Origin of the sequence: Aeromonas sp. 601027, assembly GCF_049174455.1 — a bacterium.
GTDB lineage: Bacteria > Pseudomonadota > Gammaproteobacteria > Enterobacterales > Aeromonadaceae > Aeromonas > Aeromonas veronii_A.
On record NZ_JAAKTN010000018.1, the window covers coordinates 117,928 to 140,711 of the forward strand.

At 48.0% G+C, this 22,784-nt stretch carries 14 protein-coding genes and 9 pseudogenes; 10 read left to right on the forward strand and 13 right to left on the reverse strand.

What is annotated here, in order from left to right; all coding sequences use genetic code 11:
• Positions 1–313 precede the first annotated feature (313 nt).
• Positions 314–613, reverse strand: coding sequence for a hypothetical protein (locus G5193_RS20075; RefSeq protein WP_421207070.1), 300 nt, complete (start codon positions 611–613; stop codon positions 314–316).
• Between the two features lie 502 nt (positions 614–1,115).
• Between G5193_RS20075 and G5193_RS20080 the strand changes: the two genes are divergently transcribed.
• Positions 1,116–1,568: an antitoxin Xre/MbcA/ParS toxin-binding domain-containing protein gene (locus G5193_RS20080; RefSeq protein WP_421207072.1), complete on the forward strand. Its 453-nt coding sequence runs from the start codon at positions 1,116–1,118 to the stop codon at positions 1,566–1,568.
• Between the two features lie 506 nt (positions 1,569–2,074).
• Positions 2,075–2,455 (forward strand): annotated as a pseudogene (locus G5193_RS20085) (transposase); the annotation flags it as partial.
• Positions 2,456–2,851: 396 nt separating this feature from the next.
• On the opposite strand, the gene G5193_RS20090 reads toward G5193_RS20085, so the two are convergent.
• The 3 genes from G5193_RS20090 to G5193_RS20100 form a co-directional block, all read right to left on the reverse strand.
• Entirely contained in the window at positions 2,852–3,127 is a 276-nt protein-coding gene (locus G5193_RS20090) for a hypothetical protein (RefSeq protein WP_421207074.1), read from the reverse strand.
• A 402-nt stretch (positions 3,128–3,529) separates the two neighbouring features.
• A complete protein-coding gene (locus G5193_RS20095; RefSeq protein WP_421207076.1) occupies positions 3,530–4,315 on the reverse strand; it encodes a hypothetical protein in 786 nt (261 codons plus the stop codon).
• 810 nt (positions 4,316–5,125) lie between these two features.
• On the reverse strand, positions 5,126–6,103 hold the full coding sequence (locus G5193_RS20100) for an IS110 family transposase (protein WP_421207097.1): 978 nt from the start codon (positions 6,101–6,103) through the stop codon (positions 5,126–5,128).
• Positions 6,104–6,219: 116 nt separating this feature from the next.
• Between G5193_RS20100 and G5193_RS20105 the strand changes: the two are divergent.
• The 4 genes and pseudogenes from G5193_RS20105 to G5193_RS20120 form a co-directional block, all read left to right on the forward strand.
• A pseudogene (locus G5193_RS20105) lies at positions 6,220–6,600 on the forward strand (DDE-type integrase/transposase/recombinase); the annotation flags it as partial.
• 194 nt (positions 6,601–6,794) lie between these two features.
• On the forward strand, positions 6,795–7,856 hold the full coding sequence (locus G5193_RS20110; RefSeq protein WP_421207078.1) for an IS110 family transposase: 1,062 nt from the start codon (positions 6,795–6,797) through the stop codon (positions 7,854–7,856).
• A 12-nt stretch (positions 7,857–7,868) separates the two neighbouring features.
• Positions 7,869–8,073 (forward strand): annotated as a pseudogene (locus G5193_RS20115) (integrase core domain-containing protein); the annotation flags it as partial.
• A gap of 15 nt (positions 8,074–8,088) precedes the next feature.
• Positions 8,089–8,681 (forward strand): annotated as a pseudogene (locus G5193_RS20120) (IS5 family transposase); the annotation flags it as partial.
• 24 nt (positions 8,682–8,705) lie between these two features.
• Here G5193_RS20120 and G5193_RS20125 read toward each other — a convergent pair.
• From G5193_RS20125 to G5193_RS20150, 6 genes are all read right to left on the reverse strand, one after another.
• On the reverse strand, positions 8,706–10,064 hold the full coding sequence (locus G5193_RS20125; RefSeq protein WP_421207080.1) for an efflux transporter outer membrane subunit: 1,359 nt from the start codon (positions 10,062–10,064) through the stop codon (positions 8,706–8,708).
• A 2-nt stretch (positions 10,065–10,066) separates the two neighbouring features.
• Complete coding sequence (locus G5193_RS20130) at positions 10,067–11,998, reverse strand: MacB family efflux pump subunit (RefSeq protein ID WP_421207082.1); 1,932 nt, start codon at positions 11,996–11,998, stop codon at positions 10,067–10,069.
• Positions 11,995–13,152, reverse strand: coding sequence for an efflux RND transporter periplasmic adaptor subunit (locus G5193_RS20135; protein WP_421207083.1), 1,158 nt, complete (start codon positions 13,150–13,152; stop codon positions 11,995–11,997). The genes G5193_RS20130 and G5193_RS20135 overlap by 4 nt, the downstream gene beginning before the upstream one ends.
• A gap of 62 nt (positions 13,153–13,214) precedes the next feature.
• Positions 13,215–15,203: an ATP-binding cassette domain-containing protein gene (locus G5193_RS20140; RefSeq protein ID WP_421207085.1), complete on the reverse strand. Its 1,989-nt coding sequence runs from the start codon at positions 15,201–15,203 to the stop codon at positions 13,215–13,217.
• Positions 15,204–15,218: 15 nt separating this feature from the next.
• Positions 15,219–15,839 (reverse strand): hypothetical protein, encoded by a 621-nt coding sequence (locus G5193_RS20145; protein ID WP_421207087.1) that lies wholly within the window; start codon positions 15,837–15,839, stop codon positions 15,219–15,221.
• 492 nt (positions 15,840–16,331) lie between these two features.
• Positions 16,332–16,547: a hypothetical protein gene (locus tag G5193_RS20150; protein WP_421207089.1), complete on the reverse strand. Its 216-nt coding sequence runs from the start codon at positions 16,545–16,547 to the stop codon at positions 16,332–16,334.
• A gap of 390 nt (positions 16,548–16,937) precedes the next feature.
• Here G5193_RS20150 and G5193_RS20155 point away from each other — a divergent pair, with 390 nt between their 5' ends.
• Positions 16,938–17,966, forward strand: a complete 1,029-nt coding sequence (locus G5193_RS20155; RefSeq protein ID WP_421207091.1) for an IS110 family transposase — start codon at positions 16,938–16,940, stop codon at positions 17,964–17,966.
• A 376-nt stretch (positions 17,967–18,342) separates the two neighbouring features.
• Positions 18,343–19,054: pseudogene (locus tag G5193_RS20160) on the forward strand (IS5 family transposase); the annotation flags it as partial.
• Between the two features lie 15 nt (positions 19,055–19,069).
• On the opposite strand, the pseudogene G5193_RS20165 reads toward G5193_RS20160, so the two are convergent.
• Positions 19,070–20,559: pseudogene (locus G5193_RS20165) on the reverse strand (IS3 family transposase).
• A gap of 144 nt (positions 20,560–20,703) precedes the next feature.
• A pseudogene (locus G5193_RS20170) lies at positions 20,704–20,874 on the reverse strand (DUF6444 domain-containing protein); the annotation flags it as partial.
• 71 nt (positions 20,875–20,945) lie between these two features.
• On the opposite strand from G5193_RS20170, the pseudogene G5193_RS20175 reads away from it, so the two are divergent.
• Together G5193_RS20175 and G5193_RS20180 are read left to right on the forward strand one after the other, a co-directional pair.
• A pseudogene (locus tag G5193_RS20175) lies at positions 20,946–21,503 on the forward strand (transposase); the annotation flags it as partial.
• 45 nt (positions 21,504–21,548) lie between these two features.
• Positions 21,549–22,056: pseudogene (locus G5193_RS20180) on the forward strand (IS5 family transposase); the annotation flags it as partial.
• 94 nt (positions 22,057–22,150) lie between these two features.
• On the opposite strand, the gene G5193_RS20185 reads toward G5193_RS20180, so the two are convergent.
• On the reverse strand, positions 22,151–22,784 hold a 634-nt coding region (locus G5193_RS20185; RefSeq protein WP_421207092.1), incomplete at its 5' end, for a DUF1120 domain-containing protein.

The window sequence follows — 22,784 nt, forward strand, 5'->3', positions numbered from 1 at the left end:
CTCTTAATCCCAGCATTAGCTCCACAGTTTTTGGCACCAAGATGACTCAAAAAAAATAGCATCATTTAAAATTCGTGAGCTAAATTGCGTTTGGATCTACTTATTGGCCTAGCTCCAATCTGCTATGAAACTATGTAGCTAAAAATTAAATCCAAGTGGTAGTGAGCGTTGAGACCACCTCACCAGATGAGCCGATGAAGGATCTTGAACGGCTCACGAAATGAGCCGAATGAACAATATCATTGGCTCACAGAATGAATCGATGATGGGAAATAGTTCTCTCCACACAACCTCGAATATGGAGGCACACTATTCAGATTATCTCCCTATTAGAATAATCACGCCCAAATGTGTCTGGGTTTGCAGCCTCATAGTCATCGTCAAACATATGTTCCCCGCGATGCATCTCCCTCATTGTTGCGAGTATACCGAAAAAACACATTTCACACAGATGCACCAGATAACGCTCACCATCGTGACGGGAACCATAGCCAAAATCCGCCGATAACGAGCCGTATTGATTGGTTCCAAAATTCGTTTTTGTACTACGACCACAAACATCACAGAGAATGTCAATAACCTGCTCTGTTGGCACACTCCCTTTTACGAGCATGCTAAGCTCCTAATCTGATGAGAATAGGAGTTATCATACGCGGACTGACTATATATGGTGCAACCTGTTTTTGGTTACTTTTTGGTATCCATGCGAATAAGGCTTTTCACCTCAACAACAGTGGCTCCGATAGGAACACCTATCGAACTCAATAACTCGCCATTTTTAGTTCTGGTAACCTCGGGATCGCCCTTATACCAACACCATTCTCGGCCAGTTTTTGTGTCAGCTGCCTCTAAGATGCCACAACGATAATCAAAATTGATAGTCACTGAATGTTCTCTCGGCTAGCTTGGTTATAGCATAGTAAATATATGAGACTTCAAGTCTCATAAAGAGCCCAGAGATTCACAAAAAGTTGATGCTGCCCGCGTGGGGCGCTTCAACCTTTGTATCCTGTGCCTCATCCAATAAAGTCCTCAGACCCATCGCCATCGCCATCGCCACATGGAACAGATAGGATAGGGTAATCTGGTATCGTAGGTTCAGGGGAGATTTCATCATGTCCTATGCGAGTTATCATCTAGGTAAGGCTACGGCCTCTACTAAGACAATATTTGACTCTCTTGGCATACCGAGTGACCCGTTGGGGGCACATCTATGGATCGTGGCTGGCGTAGCTCCTGGCAGCATTCATCGACTGGCTGAATTGATGAGTACCGACATAGGTTTGATATGCCGCTTAGCAGGTATTAGCCGCCACACTGTTGCTCGCAAGCTGAGGATTGGGGCTCCCCTATCAATCTCTCAGGGTGCCAGAGTATACGGCGTTGTACAGGCTCTCGAAGCGGTTCTATCTCTACATAGGAATAATGCCGCCAGAGCACTGTCATGGTTACATCGTCCAGCCTGGGGCCTTGGTGGAGTCGCTCCAGCCACATTGTTGACTACAGATATGGGAGTTCAGGCAGTTATCCATTTGGTGGGGCGGATTCAGCATGGGGTGTGCAACTAAATCGAGGGTTCCGATAGGCGAATCCCCACAGGATGCTTCAAAAACAACCAATCTCATCATTTTTTGAAATTTATTTCATTTACCCCACTTGAAAAATTCTAAAAACTGTCCATTTACTAATTATGAGAGCTTGAATCAAATTTAAGCTGCTCACCATTATTCCGCTGCTACGCAGCGAAGATAAACCAATTTATACACCCACTACTATTACACCATCAACAAGCAAGACTCATTACAAAATCACAACAAGCTAGTTACAAAATCTATCGAAGAACAGGGCCATGCAAGAACTGGTCAGATATGGGCCGAAGGCACGGAGTAGTAAAACTATATTATCCTTGTATAAACATCAATCATGCTGGACTCAAGCTACTTGGTGTCATCAATAGTGTCTGTTGTTATGCACTCGTAAATTCTATTTTTACCATCTCGCTTCGCTTTGTAAACCAGTATATCGGCTGCATTTATAAGCTCTTTTGCACTAATTCCTTTTTTACTAACCCTCGCTCAACCCTCTGCGGCGTAAGCTGGGACATGTTTATGCGGATGGCGCCTATGACAGCAAAGCCAGCCATCAGCTTATCTTGCGCAAAGGGGCAACAACCTGTATCCCGCCTCGCAAAAGCGCGGGGTTATGGGAAAAGGGACACGCAAGAAATGACGCGGTGCTGGTGATGCGCAAGGAAGGGCTGGCGCATTGGAAGAAGATATCGGGGTATCACCGTCGCTCGCTGGTAGAGACGGTGATGTATCGGTTCAAGCCGCTGCTGGCGGGGAAAATCAGTCTGCGTAACTACAACGGCCAAGTGGGAGAAGTCATGGCGTATGTAAGCGCCATAAACAAGCTGAATACCCTGGGCCTATCTGTCAGAACGCCCCGAGTGTAGCGGTCACCAGGGGCTGGGGAAGTCAGACTTGCTGGCTGATTTGGGAAACAACGCCCCAAAGATGTATTTAGAGTAGGGTTGGCTGCCGGGGCAACAAAAATTAATGCAGCTTTGAAAATATTTGACATTTCGAAACTCCTTAAAAAATGAGTTTTCAATATATCAAGGTGCGATCTGCCTGAATTGTACGAAGGCGACATTGATTTTATCGCTGTAAATAATATGACGTACGAAATGAGATCACCTCATACAAAGATGAGCGCATGAGCATCATCACGATGCTACACCATCACTGCATATTGGAATGCAATTCACTTTAAGGGACGGGTACATGGTCTAGTATTATAACTCTAGGCTTAGAAATTTATCTGGATATCTATCGCGGCACATACAGTTTTAAATATACATTTGCTCATAACCCCACACTTGCTTTCTCAATGGATTATTGTAACGCAGTCCTAATGCCACGGCCCTCTCTTCGGCAATAGTTACATATATCACGCCAGCTTTTAACATCAATGGCCGCAATGGTGTTTTATAGTAAGACTGCAATTTTGCTACCGATTGGTTGAACACATAAAGCCGAGCATCACCATCCCGATAAAAAAAACTGATAAATCCCTTACGGCTGGATAAGGCTAGCATATCATCAGTAACAATTAACCTTTTCATTAATCATGGCATCCATATGTGATAAACTATCATGTTTAGCTTCACTGATTTTTGAGCATTGCTTGGTGCATTTTTATCTTGAAAGAGAAATCATCTACCATTTAACTTGCCAGCAACATCGATTAAAGCCATGAAAAAAAACACAACTCACCTCCAAAGAAAATAAAAGCATCACTTTAGCAGGCAAATTAATGACATTGCTATTTCTTGGGCTATTCAAAATAGTATAAGCAAAATGTCTTTTCAATTTCATGAGTAAGAAATCGCATTGAATAATGTAAAGGTTTATGACTTTTACCTATTTCTAGGTTGTAGCGGTAATAACATGACAACAAAATGTATGCACTCGAATTATGGATATACATGGAGACCAAATCTAGAAACTTTACCAGAGGGAGATTATTAAGTCTTGTAGGCGTAACCTTGAAATCCGAATGACTTTGCCAATCCAGCAATCATATTTCTATGCTCAATGCGCTCAACAATTATTTTTCTCACTGAAATATCAGCCCTAGATGAAAAATGATGAAATTGTCTGCGTTGAACCTCATTGAGAGGAACTTCAATTTTTATATATTGATATATTCCAGATAGCACTTCAGGCATTCTAAAGTCATCCTCTTCACTATAAATGTCGAAATCATCCACAGCAAGTGACACATTCATGTCATTTAAAAATTCGAGTCCATCGTCAATCTGACTACAAAAACCACAAACATTTCGCTCAGTGATTTCTAGCACCAACTCTATGTTATTGGCATGTAGCTTTTTAGAAAGCAGTGCAATTTTTCTTAGCAAAATCTTATTGCACAAGTGCATACGCTCAAAGTTAATGAAATAGCGCCCAGCACCGTAAATTGACCTATTGCTTAATAGCATGCTAATGGCAGCCTCAGTGGCGGATGTATCATAAATGGATTTTTGATACTGAGATACATGATCTCCATACGCCTTGGCTTTATCGAAGTTCAACAAAATTTCGTATCCAATGATAGCGCCATCTGTAGCAACTATTTTCTCATATTTAAACTCATACTCCTTTAGGGATGAAAAGTTATCATAATAGCTTTGTGCGTTCAGCTCTTTCACATCAAGAATCGGACACTTTTTGTCTTTTAAATTGTGCATTTCCAAATCACCACACATCATAAAAATGATGGATGCTATCTTGCCATTGATAAAACACAAAGTCTGTTCTCATGAGAACAGACTTTGTGTTTTATCAAGGCGCTTTGTTCACACTGCGGGTGTAGCATTAACATCAAGGGTCGCGTCTGCATAAGCATCAAAGATATTTAATTTACAAAACCCTCCTCCCATGAAGCCAGTCGGTATTTAGCTAGGCAGGTCTCGGCGTAAACTAGAACAGCAATTATAATGACATTTCAGGAATAATAAAAAATAAATACATCATTGGTGGCTGTTAATTTATTAAAACCTAGCCTTCACTGATAGCGAAGCTCCTACCCCGCAATCTGAATAACCCATGGTTCTTTTGTAAGCAAAATATACTGACAAAAAATCAAGATAATCTTGCGCAGCATTACCCCATATAATCAACTGCAACCTAATATCTAGACATAAAAGCAACCCATCGTCATGATGTAGAAGTTTTATTGGAAAAATGCTTTATCAAGCGCAAGATGTTTTTACCATATCTGATAAATAGCACTATTCAATTGTGTATGCCCATCACCTTAAATTTATCATATAAACAATTTCCACGCCACATGAGGAAGAATAATGAATTCGCTAAAAAATGTATGGTCTGTTCCTTATCTGCAAGCTCGAACTGATTTCCAGAAGTCGTTTGCGTCAATGTATCCGGCCTGTCTGTGAGCCGTTTTCCGGCTCTGGCCTTGATGGGATCCGCACGTCGTCGTCCTAATAAAGCTACCAGTCATGAGAGACTGCTTTTTTAGCCAGGCTGCAACGTCGTGGGGTGAACGCTTCTGTCATCTGTTTTTGGCTCGCAAAACCGGGTATGGGTTATATCTGTTAAACGGCTGCGCTTGCGTTGGGATAGGGTTGGTAATCCCTGCCGGATGTCAGTACTTTCCAGCAAATACGCATTATCTTGTTGGCCAATGCGATAAGGACCACATGATGGTGATGGCCGGCCTCCAGCCTGGCGACCCATTCGCCTAACGATGATTTGTCACGCTTCATGTGAATTTTTAGCGCTTTGGCACCTTGAATAACCATTTGCCTTAAATAGCTATTGCCACGCTTACTGATCCCGCCGAGCGAAGATTTGCCGCCCGTTGAATATTGCCTGGGGACCAGCCCCAACCAGGCTGACAGGTCGCGGGCTTTCTTGAATTGTGAGCCATTTCCAATCGCGGCAATCAACGCGGTTGAGACAATCGGTCCAATGCCGGGGACGGTTCTGATTTTTTGGCACAAAAATGATGCGCTTGAGGCTTGTCCGAGCATGAGGCTCATGTCATCAATCTGAATATCCAGCTGTTGCCACCGTTCTCTCAGGCGTAATACCAGGGCGCGGATAAAGTCAGGCAAGCCATTCTCGGCATCTTCAAGGATCGTCGGCAGAGAGCGCTCGAAGATTTTTCTGCCGACTGGCACAGTGAGCCCATATTCCAGCAGCAACGCTCTCGTCTGATTGACAGTAGCGGTACGTTCGACGATGAAACGCTGACGGACGCGATGAGTCGCCTGCAATGCCAGTTGCTCATGAGATTTCAACGGGACACAGCGCATAGTGCCTCTGCTACCAGCCTCGGCAATGGCGGTGGCATCGTTGAAGTCATTCTTGTTCGATTTGAGGTAGGGCTTAACAAATTGAGCGGGAATAATCTTGGGCTCGAACCCCGCCTGTTGAAACAGGCGCCCCCAGTATTGCGAACTAGGACATGCCTCGAAGGCGACCCGACAGGGTGGGGTCGTGCTGATGAACAGCTTCAGTTGTGAACGAGTGAGCTTTTGCCTAGTCAATACATGCCCCATGCGATCCATCGCCACCAGGTGAAACCAATTTTTGCCTATAAATGTAAATCTGCGCTTGCGTCATGATGAGCCTCCTTGATGCTGGCTACAGCATAGCGGGGTGGATGGAGCAGACCATCCCATTAGGCTACTGCTCTCTTGATGGCGGACGAGTTCACACGTACGCGCTGATAGACCGATTAAGGAAGCAAGCCCCCATCACTCTGGTCTGCTGCGCTTTCGATGTTCCCACTTCCTGTTTTGACGACTATCTGGCCCGCAGGCATTACCTGGCAGCGGTTCTTGACCTGTACACCCGGCGGGTCGTGGGCTGGGCGATGTCTGATAAGCCTGATGCAGAGCTGGCCATCAAAGCACTGGAGATGGCCTATCAGCTGCGGGGTTGCCCATGCGGTGTGCTGTTTCACTCCGACCAGAGCAGCCAATATGGCAGCCGTGCATTTCGGCAACGAGTGTGGCGCTATCGCATGACCCAGAGTATGAGTCGACGTGGAAACTGCTGGGATACTCAGTTCATTATGCTCAAGAACATCAGCCCAATCTGACATAATGCCTTTGCGTTGACCTGTCGATTGGATGCTGATGTTCCCTGGCATTGCTGGGCCCCGCATCTGTGACCTAATAGGATCCTTGTGCTGCATCTTGAGTGTCCTGTCCTGCGTATGGGGTTGGTAGTGCATATTCCTTGGAGGAATGAGCCATGAACAATTCCAGAAACAAAGCTGAAGTTATCCTTGGTGTAGACACCCATCTGGATACCCATGTTGGGTTTTTGCTTAATGCACAAGGACACCAGTTGGGATGCTTGATAGTCACGACCAATATCAGCGGATATGAGAGACTCGTGACCTGGGCAAACTCTTTCGGGAGCTTGAAGAGAGCAGGCGTTGAAGGCACAGGCACGTATGGTGCTGGCTTGGCCAGTATACTGCGCAAGCATGGTATCGAAGTCTTCGACGTCAATCGCCCTGACCGCACCAAACGTAGGCTCCAGGGAAAATCGGATCCTACCGATGCTGAAAGTGCAGCGCGAGCCGTTCTTTCCGGTAGTGCTACCGCGATAGCAAAGACCCAGTCAGGCGCGACAGAAATGATGCGAGTGGTATCAGTACCCAGACGCAGTGCCGTCAAAGCCAAAACGCAGGCGATGAATCAACTCAGAGCATTACTTGTCCGTGCCCCCCAGGATGTTCGTGAACGACTCTGGAAAAGCAAGCCAGCTGACTGTGCAAGGGGCTGCGCACGAGTGAGGTCATTGGATTCTACTGAACTCCTGCATACCTTAACAACGACCCTGTGCCTGCTGGCCAAGCGCTGGTTGCTATTGGCAGACGAAGTTGAAAAGCTTGATGCCATGTTGGATGCCCTAACTCGTCAACATGCTGGCCGTCTGCGCGAGCAATTTGGTATCGGCCCTCAAAACGCCGCGGTGCTGCTTTCAACGGCTGGCGATAACCCGGAACGGTTAAGAAATGAAGCATCGCTTGCAGCACTTTGTGGGGTTAATCCTTTACCCGCATCCTCGGGAAAGACCGTGCGACATCGCTTAAACCGAGGTGGTAATCGTGCAGCAAATAATGCGTTATGGACGATTGTAATGGTCCGGATGCGAGGAGGTCCACAAACCCAATCGTACGTCGCACGACGTAGCGCCCAAGGGTTATCTTCGAAAGAGATCCAGCGTTGTTTGAAACGCTATATCGTCAGGGATCTCTACCCTTTGATCTTGGCCGATTTAGCTGACTCAGCGCGAGCTTGTTGACATAGGAGCGTCAACGCCACGATGGAACGGTTGTTAAGAAGCCTGAAGTCAGAGTGGCTTCCGGCTATGGGATATATGAGTTTGCGAGAGGCAAAACGAGATATCAGTTATTACCTGATGGATTACTACAACTGGCGGCGTTCCACATCAACACAATGACGGGATAGCGCCAGCAGAGGCCGAAAAGCGGTTTAACTATGCGTCCGGATTTAGTTGACCACTACAATGCTGCATCTATACCATCCTTGAAGTGCTGCAACTGTATCTAAATAAAGAAGGCTTATCAACTTCGACCTGTGGAGCATTGACAGCTCCAATGTCAGGGCATCCAAAGATGCTGCCGGTGTGCGAAAAAGAGACTCTTTTGAGTTAATCGCTTGGGCTCGCGTGGCAGTCTTGGCAGCACAACTCACTTGGTCACTGATCATAATGGTGTACCGCTTGGGCTCTGCCTTTCAGCGGGGCAATTAGCGGAAATCAGATATGCGACAAGTACGTTGCCCATGGCCAGGATCCAGACCTAATCATAACGTTATCGCTCGCGACCTGCGCATATAAGACTTATAGCAGCAGGGCTTTGCGGGCAGAACTCCGGCGCAGAGGGAGCCCCCCGACAAGCAGCGGTACCATAAAGGGCGTTCAAATAGTATAGCTCGTCATCGCAGGCGAAATATGGTCGAGAGGTGCTTCGGATGGCTGAAAAAGTTTCGCCGATCCTCAACGAGGTATGAAAAGCTGGCGGAAAATTTTGCAACCTTTATCAAGCTGGCTTTCTGCCTTCGTTACTTACGGGAACTATTGACGGACAGAAAACCAGCATTCTGAGAGCACAACCTAGAGCAGGATCGTTTACTGGAGCGAGGCCCCCCCCCCACTGGCTTGGAAAATTTTGGACGTCACATTGAGCAGCTCTTTTTGTTGAACAAGAAGGCTGTCTTCTACATCCCATAAACGATTCTGCTCATCCAGCCAGCCCTGTACATCGGTAGCTCCTGCCTCAAAGCGCACCTTGGCAGACCGTTCCGACTCCTTAGCATAGCCTAGCTGCTCCAGAAGATAGGCGAGCCGCTGCTGGCCATGGTGACGAGCCACCAAGTTGTCTTCGACTTCTACCAGCGCCGTATAAAGCTGTTTGCGAAATTCGGTTTCGGCAATCTGATAATCAAGTTCTGAGCTATCAATGGCGAGCTGGTTGCGATTGTACTCTAGGAAGGGAAGGGTCAGGCTTGCCCCCAGAACGCCTACCGGATTTTGCAGTACTTGAGCCAGCTTGTCCGACGCGGTACTGGCACTGCCGGTTAGGGTTAGTGTCGGGTAAAAACTGGCGCGCACTTCATCCCCTCTGGCTAAGGTCTTACGCAACCGTAGTTCCGCAGCCTTAACATCGGGGCGACGGGCCAGCAGGTCGGCGGGAATGCCAACCGCGATCTCGGGGATCGGCTGAAGTTCAAGGCTGGTTAGCGTATATTCCAAAGGACCACTACTGCGTCCCAGGAGCAGCTTCAGGGCATTGTTGGCCTGCTCTTGCTGCGTTTTTAACGACACAAGTGCGGCCCGCTTGCCCGCCACCTGCTGCTGGATTTGGACCAGCCCAAACGGGGTAATGGCACCGGCTTGGTATTTGGCTTCGGTTAACCGTTCAGTACGCTCCAAATTGATAAGTTGCTGTTCGCTCAAGCTGATGGCTGAGCTGAGATAGCCCAGTTGCCAGTATTGCGTCAACGTTTTGCTAATCAACATCAGACGGGTGCTTGCCAGATCTTGCTCGCTGGCGGCCGCTTCCCAGTCCGCTTGATCTCGTACTGATGACAATCTTCCCCATAGATCCACCTCATAACTGAGGCCGAGGGTTGGGCCTAACGTATTGCTGGATTTCCCTGTTTTCAGATCCTTGTTACTACTGCCATCAAGGCTGCCATTGACGGAAGGGGTGAGATTGGTATTGGCCTGCTCCGAGTTAAGTTGTGCGCTTTTGAGTTTCAGGGCGGCAACATACATATCTGGGTTAGCGGCCAGCACTGCATCGACCAAGCGGTCAAGTTGAGGGTCATTAAATGCCCGCCACCAGAAGCCTGCCTGTTCAGGTTGCCGGATATCATGTACCTGTTGCCATGCGGGGGCGATGGTGAGTTCTGGACGTTGGTAGGTGCTGTGTTGACTGCAACCAGCAAGCGCGATGCAAAGGGTCAAACAGGATAATTTTTGCATTGTTATTCCCTCGCCAGAGCGACTACTGGGTCGAGTCGCGCCGCATTGCGCGCGGGCAGATAACCGAACAGGATCCCAATGAGTGACGAACACCCGAAGGCCATCAAGATAGCGGAGAGTGAAAACTGCATCTGGATGGCATCGACCTGCTGGGAGACCGTGATGCCAATCCCGAGTGCGAGTGCGACACCAAAGATCCCCCCCAATAGGCTAACCATCACAGCTTCAATCAGGAATTGCTGTAGAATGTCTGACTGACGCGCCCCAACGGCCATGCGGATACCTATCTCACTGGTACGCTCTACCACAGATACAAGCATGATGTTCATCACGCCCACGCCTCCTACTATCAGCGAAATGAGAGCGATGCCTGATACCATTAGGGTCATGGTTGCGGTTGTTTTCTCCACTGATTTGATTATTCTGTCGCTGCTGTAGGTGAAGAAATCTTTCACTCCATGGCGCTTGGTGAGAAGTTCGCTCACTGCCTGCTCGGCCAGTGCGGGCGGAATACCATCCTTGACTCGCATGGTGAGCTGGCTGAAGTGGCGTTGGGAGATAAGACGGCTCATCACGGCACTATAGGGGAGCCACACATTGACCGACTTACTGGTAGGGCCAACCGCACTCTCCAAGGAGACGATCCCGATAATACGCACCGGAAGAGAGTCAATAAGCACAACTTTCCCAATGGGCTCATCCGAACCAAGTAGGCTGGAGATGCTCTTTTGGTCGACAACGGCGACTGCGGCCCCTTTTTTTATATCTTGCCATTCAAATAAACGACCACTGATGAGCTTGAGGTTTTTGACTTTGAAATAATCGTTGCCGACTCCGGTCACGTTGCCACTGTTGGTCTTATTGCGATAACGAAGTTGTCTCGAGCTAGCGATTTCTGGGCTAGCACCGGCCAGATAGGGTTGTTCGAGTAAGGCATCAAGATCTCCTTTATTGAGGGTCTGAATACTGCCCATTTGCTCATCACCCCACCCGATGCCTGGGAAGATCTCGATGGTGTTGGTTCCCATTGCATTGATTTGCGCGATCACCTTGGCGCGGGTCCCCTGGCTAAGGGCCACTACGCTGACGACCGCCGCAATGCCGATGATAATGCCCAGCATGGTGAGAAAGGTTCGCATTCGATGAGCCAGCATGGCATGCAGTGCCATTCGAGCCGCTTCACGATAGCGATCTTTATCAATATAAGGCCCTCTTTTGAGAGGCATCAGCACGGGGGGAGGTGGCGTATTCTGGCCACTGTCATGCTCGATGCGACCATCTTTGAGCGTAATGATGCGGTCGGCATGATTAGCGACGTTCATATCGTGGGTCACCAAGATGATAGTGTGACCCTGAATATGAAGTTCTTTAAGGATAGCCATCACCTCCTCACCACTTCGGCTATCCAGTGCCCCCGTTGGCTCATCGGCCAAGATCACCTCGCCACCATTGGTCAGTGCTCGAGCGATACTGACCCGCTGTTGTTGGCCACCAGAGAGTTGTCCCGGCGTATGATGGAGACGCTCGCCAAGGCCCAGTCTTTCCAGCAGTTGTGCGGCTCTGGCATGACGCGAGTTACGTTCAGAACCGGCGTAGACGGCGGGGATCTCCACGTTTGCGATGGCATCGAGATGAGGCAGCAAGTGGTAGCGCTGAAAAATAAAGCCAAAGTGGTGACAGCGCAGGCGTGCCAGATCGAGGGTATCCAGGGTTGCTGTATCCTGGCCACGAAAAAGGTACTGGCCGCGGCTAGGGCGATCGAGGCAACCAAGCAGGTTCATCAACGTTGACTTACCAGAGCCGGAGGCGCCGACGATGGCGATCATCTCACCGGCTTGGATGGTCAAATCGAGGGGATGAAGCACGGTGACCTCCTGTTCACCGCTCTGGTAGCGACGCTCTATTGCTTTTAGCTGGATGAGTGGCTCGATCATAGCATCATACCTTCATCGTCATCGGGCTCTGGAGCGCCTTGGTAGAGTTGTACTTCATCTTGTTCCGTTAACCCACTTACTACCTCAATACGGAGCTCGTCTTTTATCCCAGTGTTGATGTGACGGATTTCACTGGGAGCGCCCTTCTTGACAAGGGTTACTTCATATACGTCGTCAGCCACTTGGCTACCAAGGGCTGCCTGTGGCAATGTGAGTACCTGTTTGCGCTCGTCGAGCACGATGGTTACTTGGGTGGTCATGGCCATACGCAGAGCATGATCAGGGTTGGGTACGTCGAACAGGGCATAGTAGTAAACAGCGGTCCGGCTAGTGGTATTTGTGCTTTGTTCGTTGATATTGGTGGGGGCCAGCGCTACTGTGCGCAGGGTGCCTTGATAGCGAGTTTCTGGTTCACCGATCAGGGTGAAATAAACCGGCATACCAGCTTTGACCTTGCTGACATCGGCTTCCGAGATCTGAGTTTTGACCGTCATGGTATCTAGATTGGCCAATGTAAGTAAAGTTGGCACGGTCTGGCTGGCAGCCAGAGTCTGACCCTGACGCGCGGCGATGGAAACCACGGTGCCATCCATAGGTGCTAGGATCTTGGTGTAACCAAGTTCAGTCTGGGCCCGCTCCACTTTAATACGGGCGCTGTCTATATTAGCTTGGGTATGCTGTAGTTCGGCCCGAGTAATGGCCAATTGAGCCTCGGCATTTTCTAGATCGGCTGGTGACGTTGCTTCTTGTCTGAACATCTGCCGCTGGCGACGCCATGCTAGTTCGTGCTGTTTAAGCTGAGCTTGCTTAATTTTGAGCTGAGCGAGGCTGCTGCTGAGTTCTGTCTGGGCGGTTTTCAGATTATTCTGCGCAATCAATGGGTCGATTTCGGCTAGGAGTTCGCCTTGTTTGACCTTCTCACCATCCTCGACGGCGAGGTAGGTAACTTGACCAGAAACCTGTGCCCCGATATCAACCTGCTCGATAGCTTGCAACACCCCACTTGCGAGCACAGTTTGACGAATGTCGTCACGCGTCACGTGAGTGGTAAGCGCTACCTGAGTCGGTCGACTTGGCCAGAGCAACCAGCTAATAAGTCCAACTAGACTCAGGGCTATGAGTATCAATATGTCCCGTTTTGGATTCAAGTACATGTTTTATATTACTCAAAGTGAACAAAGTGTGGTGTGATGAGCACTATGCAACAATGCATCCGTTACAACGAGATGACCTGGTCAACGATGCTCAACTGGTCTATATCATGGCTGGTAAATAGTACGGTCCTTCCTGCTCCATATATTTGTGCAATGACTTTTTTTGTCATGTTTTGGTCTAAGCTTTTTGTTGGTTCATCAATCAGTAAGAGTACTGCGGAACTCACAAATGCTCTACACAGTAGTAACCTTGATTTTTCACCATCAGAAAAGGGATGTGTTGATTCACTGATCAAAGTGTTTAAACCATCAGGAAGACGACTTATCAGCGTTTCAAGCTCAAAGTGTTGAATATAATGATGCAATACATTGTTTTGCAATGCGTCGTTATTCATGGTCATGTTCTGGCGCAATGTGCCGGAAAAGAATTTTTGGTTTGATGCATGATAATAAAATCGACTTCTTCTTTCAGAATCTGAAAGGCACATGCCATTATATTCAATTTCCCCATCATATTGAGCATAAAATCCGGCAATAATTTTAAGGAGGGTGGTTTTACCACTACCTGAGTCCCCGGTTATAGCCGAAACGCTACCATTGGCAAACTGTTCATTGTCATATGAAATTATGTTGTTGCTATATTTAAAACTAACATCTAAAAGTGACAGGCCTAATCCTTCAATGTCATCATTATTAATGTGGTTAACAGTGCTATTCGCATGAAGCGTTTCTGAATCAAACTCAGAAATGTCTCTACCTCTCTCCTCAGAATTTTGTATTTCTCCCAGCGAAATATATTTGGAAGTGATATCGTCGATAGCGGAATTTGTAATTTGACGCATAAAGAATATGATAAAAATGTATGCCAGTGATATCTCATCGCGCTGAGTCAATTGAAAACATATATAAAACACACAGACGGTTTCAACGGCCGCCATGATGCCTTTTATTGCAGAGTATTTGTATAAATTCAATGCGCTTGAAACATTAAAATTGGCGTAATCAACCAGAACGCGTCGTAACAGGTTTGCAAATGCACTTGACTGCTGTGACGATTTTATGTCGTAAATGACATCACTTGATTCATTTATGGTTTTAAAAATTTTTTCATCAAACTCTTGTCGCATATGGTTGAACAGTGATACTTTGCCTTTTTCCATATTTGACACTAAGCAGGCAAGCAAGGAAAAAAAGATGACAACCAATGCTAACGTTGGTGACAGGGCCACGAGCACGGCAACAGAGAGCAGCAGCTGGGTGCCAGATATAAAAAAGTCATTAAACAAGGTGCTGCGCGACACATTTGCAGCAACGGCTTTCATTAACTTGTTTGTGGTGTCAGAAGGATTTCTTTTTTCAAAAAAGAAAATTTTATTTGATAGTAGCTTGTGGTAGAGCTTATCTGTGTAGCTGACGAGCGTTTTTGCTTCAATTTTTAAGCGTTCCTTTAAGAATAACCGAACCAACAACAACACTGTTATTTGAGATATAATAAAGAGGATTAACAAATTCATGTTGAACTGCTTATCAGCAGTGAAATTATCAAAGCTAAATAAATAGGCAGGAATAATTGTCGATAGAACGGCAGTCGACAGTCCCAACAGAATAAGTTGTGCACTCAGATTGAATTTAGTTCTTTTTACATGTGTATTCGTTGGTGCAATCAGTTCATCAAACACGACTGCATAACCAGATACCCCCATTAATACAATATCATTCTTGATAGTTTGTCTACCTAATGCAGGATTCATCACAATAGAGTACGCAGAGTTAACCTTTTCAAGTACAACATAGTGATTGGTATTAAGGTGAATAATACAGGGGGTAGGAAGTTTATCATAAAATGCATGATCGAAATATATAGCTCGCCCCTTAACACCTATTTTTGTGGAAAGTTCGACCAATTCATGCAATGTTGTCCCCAGCGATGATACGTTATGGTATTTCCTCAGAGATGGTAAAGTAATATGCTCTGAACTGAATCTTGATATATGGCTTAAGCTTGCCAGTGCACATTCTGATGGTTCACCCTGCAAACAAATTTCTTTCATGTTAATCATGTTAATCTACCCATTAAAATAATAAAAAGAAGGGAAGTGCCATAACATCCACTGTTCGCTCTTCTCTTTAATCACGCATTCAATCAAAAAAGGTAATTTATCTCCAACATCCCCCTTATCAATCAAAGGAAAAATCCTTAATTTAAGTTTAAAGCCCTCTACGTATACATAATATGGGAGAATGTCTTTTTTCATTAGTCTAGGAAAAACAAACCCACCAGAATGCAATAATGCACGTCGTTCAAAAATGGTAGACTTTTTATAAGTGTGCGCCCCCCTCAATCTTACTGTGTACTCGGGGAGTGCATCAGGAAATAAGGCAAAATCACATAGGTCGTTTTTACATTCACCGATGATTTTTCGTATGTTTTTAGCTGCGTCGTTTTCAGATAGCTCAAAGGGATTATATAAGTCAAGGTCACTTATCCAGTCAGATCGAAACTGCGACACCGCCTGCCCCCATTTACTCGACCAAGTATCTTTTGAGACATCAGAGATGACGGATAGCTTTTTTTTTGTTGCAAGTGCTAATACAACGATAGGGAATTCATCACTGAATACATGAAATGGGTAGAATATTACCCCTTGCTTTGTAGTATCGGCGTGTGCCCGGAGTTCAGTTGCCATATCTTGAACCCAAGAGAGCACAATGGCGTTCTCATATGTCATTAGCAATACGTAACCACGACAAAGTCGGTCGTAAAAAGTCCAAGCGCCGTACCAACCTGCTTTCTTAATTATTTTACGTTTATTACTTGTAACGAGTCGTTCAGTTAGACCACAACACGTCATTAAAGCGATAAAAAAAGATGACAATACAACCACTACTACACAGAAACAGGGCGTCCTCCTGTTTAAAAAAGACAGCATATAGTCACAAAAAGCACGAAAGTTCACAGTCGCTTTGTTTTTTACATTATATATTTTACCTACCAAGAAAAAAAAACAAGAGTTCATAATACTTCTCACACTCGTACACTGTTAGCACATCGCCATCACAATGAATCACCACCACATAGAATCAAGTACAACGAGGTTACTTGCTGCCGCACTCACATTAAAAAGCCCGTAAAAATTAACGGGCTTTGTTTCTGCGTTTAACTTACATGTTTAACATGTTTACAGCCATTGATTGAAGTTAAAACCACTCCCATGAGCAGACTTACACGCCTTGTCAGCCTTTTTTTGGTTTTTCTTGTCAACAGACACATTGCGATAAATACGATCAAAACCGCCAGTGTGATCGGCACCATTACGTTCGACCAATCGGAGACACTGAGCGGTAAAAGCACCGCCAACAACAGTTTTTGCTTCAGTTACATCAACGCTTCTCATATTTAATTCCTCTATATATCATTCTAAATACACAATTAGCTTTCTTGGCCACGATAAAATGACCACTCCACTTAGAACTCTTTCTAAACCAAGTGCTTGGTGCTTGAACTTCGTATTTCCATACATCAAAGCACTCTAATCTAGACCGTGGAGAGCAAGGTGATAATGCCATACTGGGTAGGCAGGATTCTGTTCCAGAGGGAACACAATGGTTTTTTTTACTACCGCGTTGTTAATGAGATGGTCGACCCTACCCAAAACGGCATCTGAAGTGCCAAAGTGGCGAATGTATGTTCCCAGGCGTTAATGGAATGGTCGCCCCTCCCCAAAACGGCATCTGAGTGCCAAAGTAGCGAATGCAAGTTCCCACTGATGAGAGAGGCGACCACCATGAAGACTGCGGCTATCGGCATCGATCTGGCAAAACATCTCTTCCAATTACATGGCGTTGATCAACATGGCAAGACGGTCCTCAAGCGACAGTTGAAGCGGGAGCGGATGCTCTCATTCTTTAGCAATCTTCCTCCTAGCCTGATCGGCATGGAGGCATGCGGCAGTGCCCATTACTGGGCCAATAAATTGCAAGGGCTGGGGCATACCGTCAAGCTGATGGCGCCTCAGTTCGTTAAGCCCTATGTAAAGACCAACAAGAACGATGCTGCGGATGCCGAAGCTATTTGTGAAGCTCTGACTCGGCCCACCATGCGGTTCGTGCCGATAAAGAGCAGCGAACAATTGGCCATCCTGGCCTTGCATCGTGCTCGACAGGGCTTCATCAAGGCCAGGACTGCTCAAGCCAACCAGATCCGGGGCCTGTTAGCAGAATACGGGTTCATCCTTCCTCAAGGTATCACCCACATAGGCAAACACGTTCCCGAGCTGCTCGAGGACAGTGAAAACGGCTTGCCAGGAACGTTTCGCCATTTGTTAATGCGACTTCACGAACACCTCAAGATGCTCGACAAGCAGGTCAATGAATTGGAGGACGCGATCGTTCGCTGGCATAAGGACAGTGCCGCCAGCCAAACCTTAGCCCAGCTGCCAGGTATCGGCCCTATCACCGCAAGCGCACTGGTTGCTTCCATCGGCAATGCGAAAAATTTCAAGAATGGCCGGCAATTGGCCGCGTGGCTGGGGTTAGTGCCACGGCAACACTCCAGTGGTGGTAAGCAGAACTTGCTTGGGATCAGCAAGCGTGGCGACAGCTATCTGCGCACCTTGTTAATTCATGGCGCTCGGGCGGTGCTACGAGTAGCAGAACGCAAGGAGTCGTTTTCGGGAAGCTGGCTGGCCGGGGTGATGGCTCGGCGCAACCCTAACGTGGCGGCGGTAGCGCAAGCCAACAAGACGGTTAGAATCATCTGGGCATTGCTGGCACACGACAGAAAATATGATGCCCACTATGGCATAGCCGCATGAAAAACAGGTTTGGCAATGTAAGGGCTGATTGACAGCCCTATGACCAAAAATTGGTAAGGAAGCACCGATTGCACAGGCAATCATGAAGTGATGGCGAGACAGGTCAGACCGTGGCTGGTAAAACCCGAGGGAAACAAAGTACTCCAAGTACGTGGCGTTGATAGCGGAGCCAGCCAGCGAATTCCATCAGGGATAGATGCAGTAGCCTCGATCAAAATCCGGATCTATGGCTGCAATCTCAACCTGACTCACTTTCATTGATTGAGGGCTTGGCAAACCGGGGCGACCATCTATGTTTCCCAAATCGATGCTGCTTGAATGGAACTAACTGGGGGCTCGGTGATCTGATCACTACCATTCCCTTCAAGTCTGCATCATGAGCACGTCGCTTCACCCCATCACCAACTTGCCTCAGTATAACAAGCCTTTGATTAACCGTGGTTCCCTCACCTTCTGGGTTGATGCCGCAGCCAGTTTTACACCGACCAGACCATTTGTACCTTCCTGATGCTCAAGGGGATTTTCAACCTCACTCTGCGAGCCACTCAGGGACTACTCGACTCTCTGTTCGAGTTGATGAATATGCCGTTTGCGCACCGGACTACAGTTGTGTCAGCAAGCGCGCTCGCACAGTGAAGGTGGCCTATCGACAACCCGCCAAGGGGCGTATCACCGACCTGGTTATCGACTCGACCGGCCTGAAGGTATTTGGTGAAGGCGAGTGGAAGGTCAGAAAACACGGCGCCGAGAAACGGCGAGTGTGGCGCAAGTTGCATCTGGCGGTAGACCCTGTGACCCACGATATCGTGGCGGCGGAAGTCTCACTGGAAAATATTCATGATGTCGAGGTGTTGCCCACCTTGCTCAACCCTCAGCGGCGCAAACTGCGATATGTTTATGCGGATGGCGCCTACGACAGCAAAGCCAGCCATCAGCTTTTTTCGCGCAAAGGGGCGACAGCCTGTATCCCGCCTCGTAAGAGCGCGGGGTTATGGAAAAAGGGGCATCCAAGAAATGAGGCCGTGCTGGTGATGCGCAAGGAACGGTTGGCGCACAGGAAGAAGATATCGGGGTATCGGCGTTTTTCAAGGTAGTTGCCGTTTTTATGCTGCCCGGCGTTCATTTTCCGGATTGAGCGCCACCATACTTACTGGTGTCCAGTTCCTTGTTTTACCAGACCAGCGTTCAGGATGCTGGCATCGTGCGGCTTCATAGACTGCTTCCCGTTGTTTAAGCAGAGGCTTATCCAAACCCTGGTGCCTTTGTTCTGGTGTGACAAACTTAATCCCGCTATGACGATGTTGGGTGTTGTACCAGCGTATGAAGCTGTGTACCCATGCCCGTGCTTTGCTTATATCGCTAAAGCCATCGGCAGGCCATGCAGGGCAATATTTCAGTGTTCGGAACAGCGACTCCGAGTAGGGGTTATCATTGCTGACCCGGGGTCTACTGAATGACGAGCAGACACCCAGTTCATACTTTTTGGCCAGCATGGTGAAGCTCTTCATCGGAGCCCCATTATCTGAGTGTAAAATTAATCCGCTATTCCGGCAGTTTTCCATGATGACGGCCCGCTGTAACAAGGCTGCTGCATATTCACCGAGCTCAATCACCCTCACTTCCGCTGCCACAATTTTACGGCTATATACGTCCATGAGCATGTATAGATAATACCGCTCCCCTTTGACCTCTCCTGGCAAATGGGTGATGTCCCAAGACCAGACTTGGTTCGGACCATGTGCTGTATAGCTGGTCGGACGGCTATAAGTACCACGGGGTTTCCCACCGGCTCTGTGGTGCAATTGAGCCTCTGCCTTCAGGAGCCGATAGAATGTTGCTTCCGAAGCAAGGTATATGCCCCTGTCAGCAAGCATGGGGACGATCCTCGACGGAGGCAAAGACGCGTACTCAGCCTCAGAGCATACTTGTAGTACCTGTGTTCGCTCATGTTCTGTCAGCTTATTGGCTGGCACTGGCCGTCTGGCTAATGGTCTTCCATCTGGTTTTAGCCTGCCGTCACAGTACCATCGCTGAAAAGTCCTGTGTGTGATACCCGCAACTCGGCAGGCCTGAGCATAGCGAGCCCCGTGGTCTACAGCTTCCTCTATCAGTGCAATTATCCGTTGCCTCTCCGGGTAAGAGGTCAGTCGTCCTCTTCGTTGTCCCGGAGCGCTGATAACTTTTCCTGAAGCACCAGCAGTGCAGCCAATTCGGCTAGAGCCTTGTCTTTTCGACGTAGCTCTTTTTCAAGCGCTCGGATGCGGGCTTTCTCTGAACGAACAGCTCGCTGTTCATCAACCAATTGGCGATGCTTAGGCTGATTGGCCGCCAGGCAATTTTGCTTCCATGCCACAAGATGCTCAGGGTACAGGCCATGCTTGCGACAATACTCAGCCAGCTAATGTTCAGACAATGCGGCCGTTTCAAGCAGGATCGTAAAAATTTGCTCTGTAGAATGCTCCGAGTCGGGTTCGATTTTTCGGATGATCAGCCCCTCTAGTTCCAGTTGTTTTCGCCAGCCATGAACAGTTGCAATGCCAACACCAATATCATCAGCAACCTGTCTGAGGCTCCAGTTATAGGGTGGCATCATATGCATGATGGCTCTCTCCCTAAGCTCAGGCGCAATCCTGTGATTAGCCATTTTACAGCTCCAGCCCCCATTGAAAAAATCAGGCGACAACTACCCTGCCACTGGGGGGTTATTGAGCGATCGCCATGCGTGGAAATACGCAACAGGTGGTGTGCTGCCAGGACCATTACTGGAGGGCGGCTTGGAGGAGTTGCCGCTGTGTTGATTAAGGCGGTCCTCTAACTCGGTAATACGGTCCAGCAGCTTATGTATCAGCTCGTGGGCCTGTTCGATAGTCAGAGCGTTAACCGCTGGAGTCGAGAGCTTTTTGGTCATGTCCGCAAGTATGCAATACGGGCGGGATCAAACAACTGGCAAAGGAAGATCAAGATACGAACGTCTCTTAGGGCCCTAAGCTTGCCGTCGGTGATGGCGCTCTGGGCTTTTGGCAAGCGCTGGCCAAGTGCTACCCGGACACGGTCCATCAACGGTGCTGGGTGCACAAGACCGCGAACGTGCTGGCAGCGTTGCCCAAATCAGTACATCCCAAGGTCAAGGATGCACTGCATGAAATCTGGGTGGCCGAGACAAGGGATGAGGCACACACGGCGTTTGAACGGATCTTGGTGCGCTTTGAAGCGAAGTACCCGAAGGCGATGGAGAAGCTGACGAAAGACCGGGAGGAGCTGCTGGCGTTCTATGATTTTCCGGCCGAGCACTGGGTGCATATCCGGACGACGAACCCGATAGAGTCGACGTTTTCGACGGTCAGGCTACGAAGTAAGAGAGCGCGGAACTGCGGGTCTCGGGAGACCACACTTGCGATGGTTTACAAGCTGCTTGAGGTGGCGCAGAAGAAGTGGAAGCGGCTCAAGGGATTTGCGCTGCTGACGTTGGTAGTGAATAACGTGAAATTCAAGGATGGAGTACAGGTGCTGGATGAGTCAGACAGGAATGCCGTCTGACCGACTCCATACACCAGATTCGACATTAGCTCCCAAGCCAGACAAATGGCGGTAGACCCGGTGACCCACGATATCGTGGCGGCGGAGGTCTCGCTGGAAAATATCCATGATGCCGAGGTATTGCCCACCTTGCTCAACCCTCTGCGGCGTAAGCTGGGACATGTTTATGCGGATGGCGCCTATGACACCAAGGCTTGCCATCGGCTGATAGCCAGCAAGGGGGGCGAGCGTCTGTATCCCGCCCCGCAAGGGCGCGGGGTTATGGAAAAAAGGACACCCAAGAAATGACGCTGTGCTGGTGATGCGCAAGGAAGGGCTGGCGCACTGGAAGAAGATATCGGGGTATCACCGTCGCTCGCTGGCAGAGACGGCGATGTATCGGTTCAAGCAGTTGCTGACGGGGAAAATCAGTCTGCGTAACTACAACGGCCAAGTGGGCGAAGTGATGGCGTATGTGAAGGCAATGAACAAACTAAATACCCTTGGCCCGCCCGTCGAGCAGCCCCAAGTGAGACAACCACTGGGGCTGGGAAAGTTGTCGTCTGATGGCTAATTTGGGCAACAACGCCACCAAGAGCTGTTAACACAGATTAGATTGGATTTGCAGCTTAGCAAATTGAAACGATCTCTATGAATCGTACAAATTATTACAGGTATTCTAAAGTCATTGTTGTACTACCTTCGATATTTTCAACGTCTGCAATGCCTGCGAGAGCGGTATGTTCCAGGTAAACCCAAGGGCGATATTTAAAGTTAACATGTTTAACCAAGGCATTTTCCAGCACGCCACCGGCAATCATGAATGACTGGGGCGTATTAAGACCTAGCATAAGATTTTGGTCGCAATTTTTATTCGTGACACCACTCGCACGATGACATAAGGCTTCCAAATCGTTGTCTACACCATTGCTTGAGCCATTCATAAATTCCATAGAATAACGATAGTGACCAATTTTATTCCCTGCATTAGTAAAGCCTAAGCCTGAATGATAATTGACCATACCGAGACCAGATACTTCGGAAATATTATCAGAGCTAGAGCTATCAGGGCGATTATCTGTGAAATAAACATTAAATTTCGTCGGGGCCGAGCAGGTGATATTCACATTAATACTTAGATTGCGGTTATAAGAAGTAGGCAAACTGTCAGCCTTATAATCACCCAGCTCCACAATACCACCATTCGCAAGGGTTGCCACACAGACCCCCTGGGTCACAGAGCCTTGAACCTGGAGGGTTGCAGATGGGCCAGCTGCAAATGCTGATGAACTAGCGGCCATC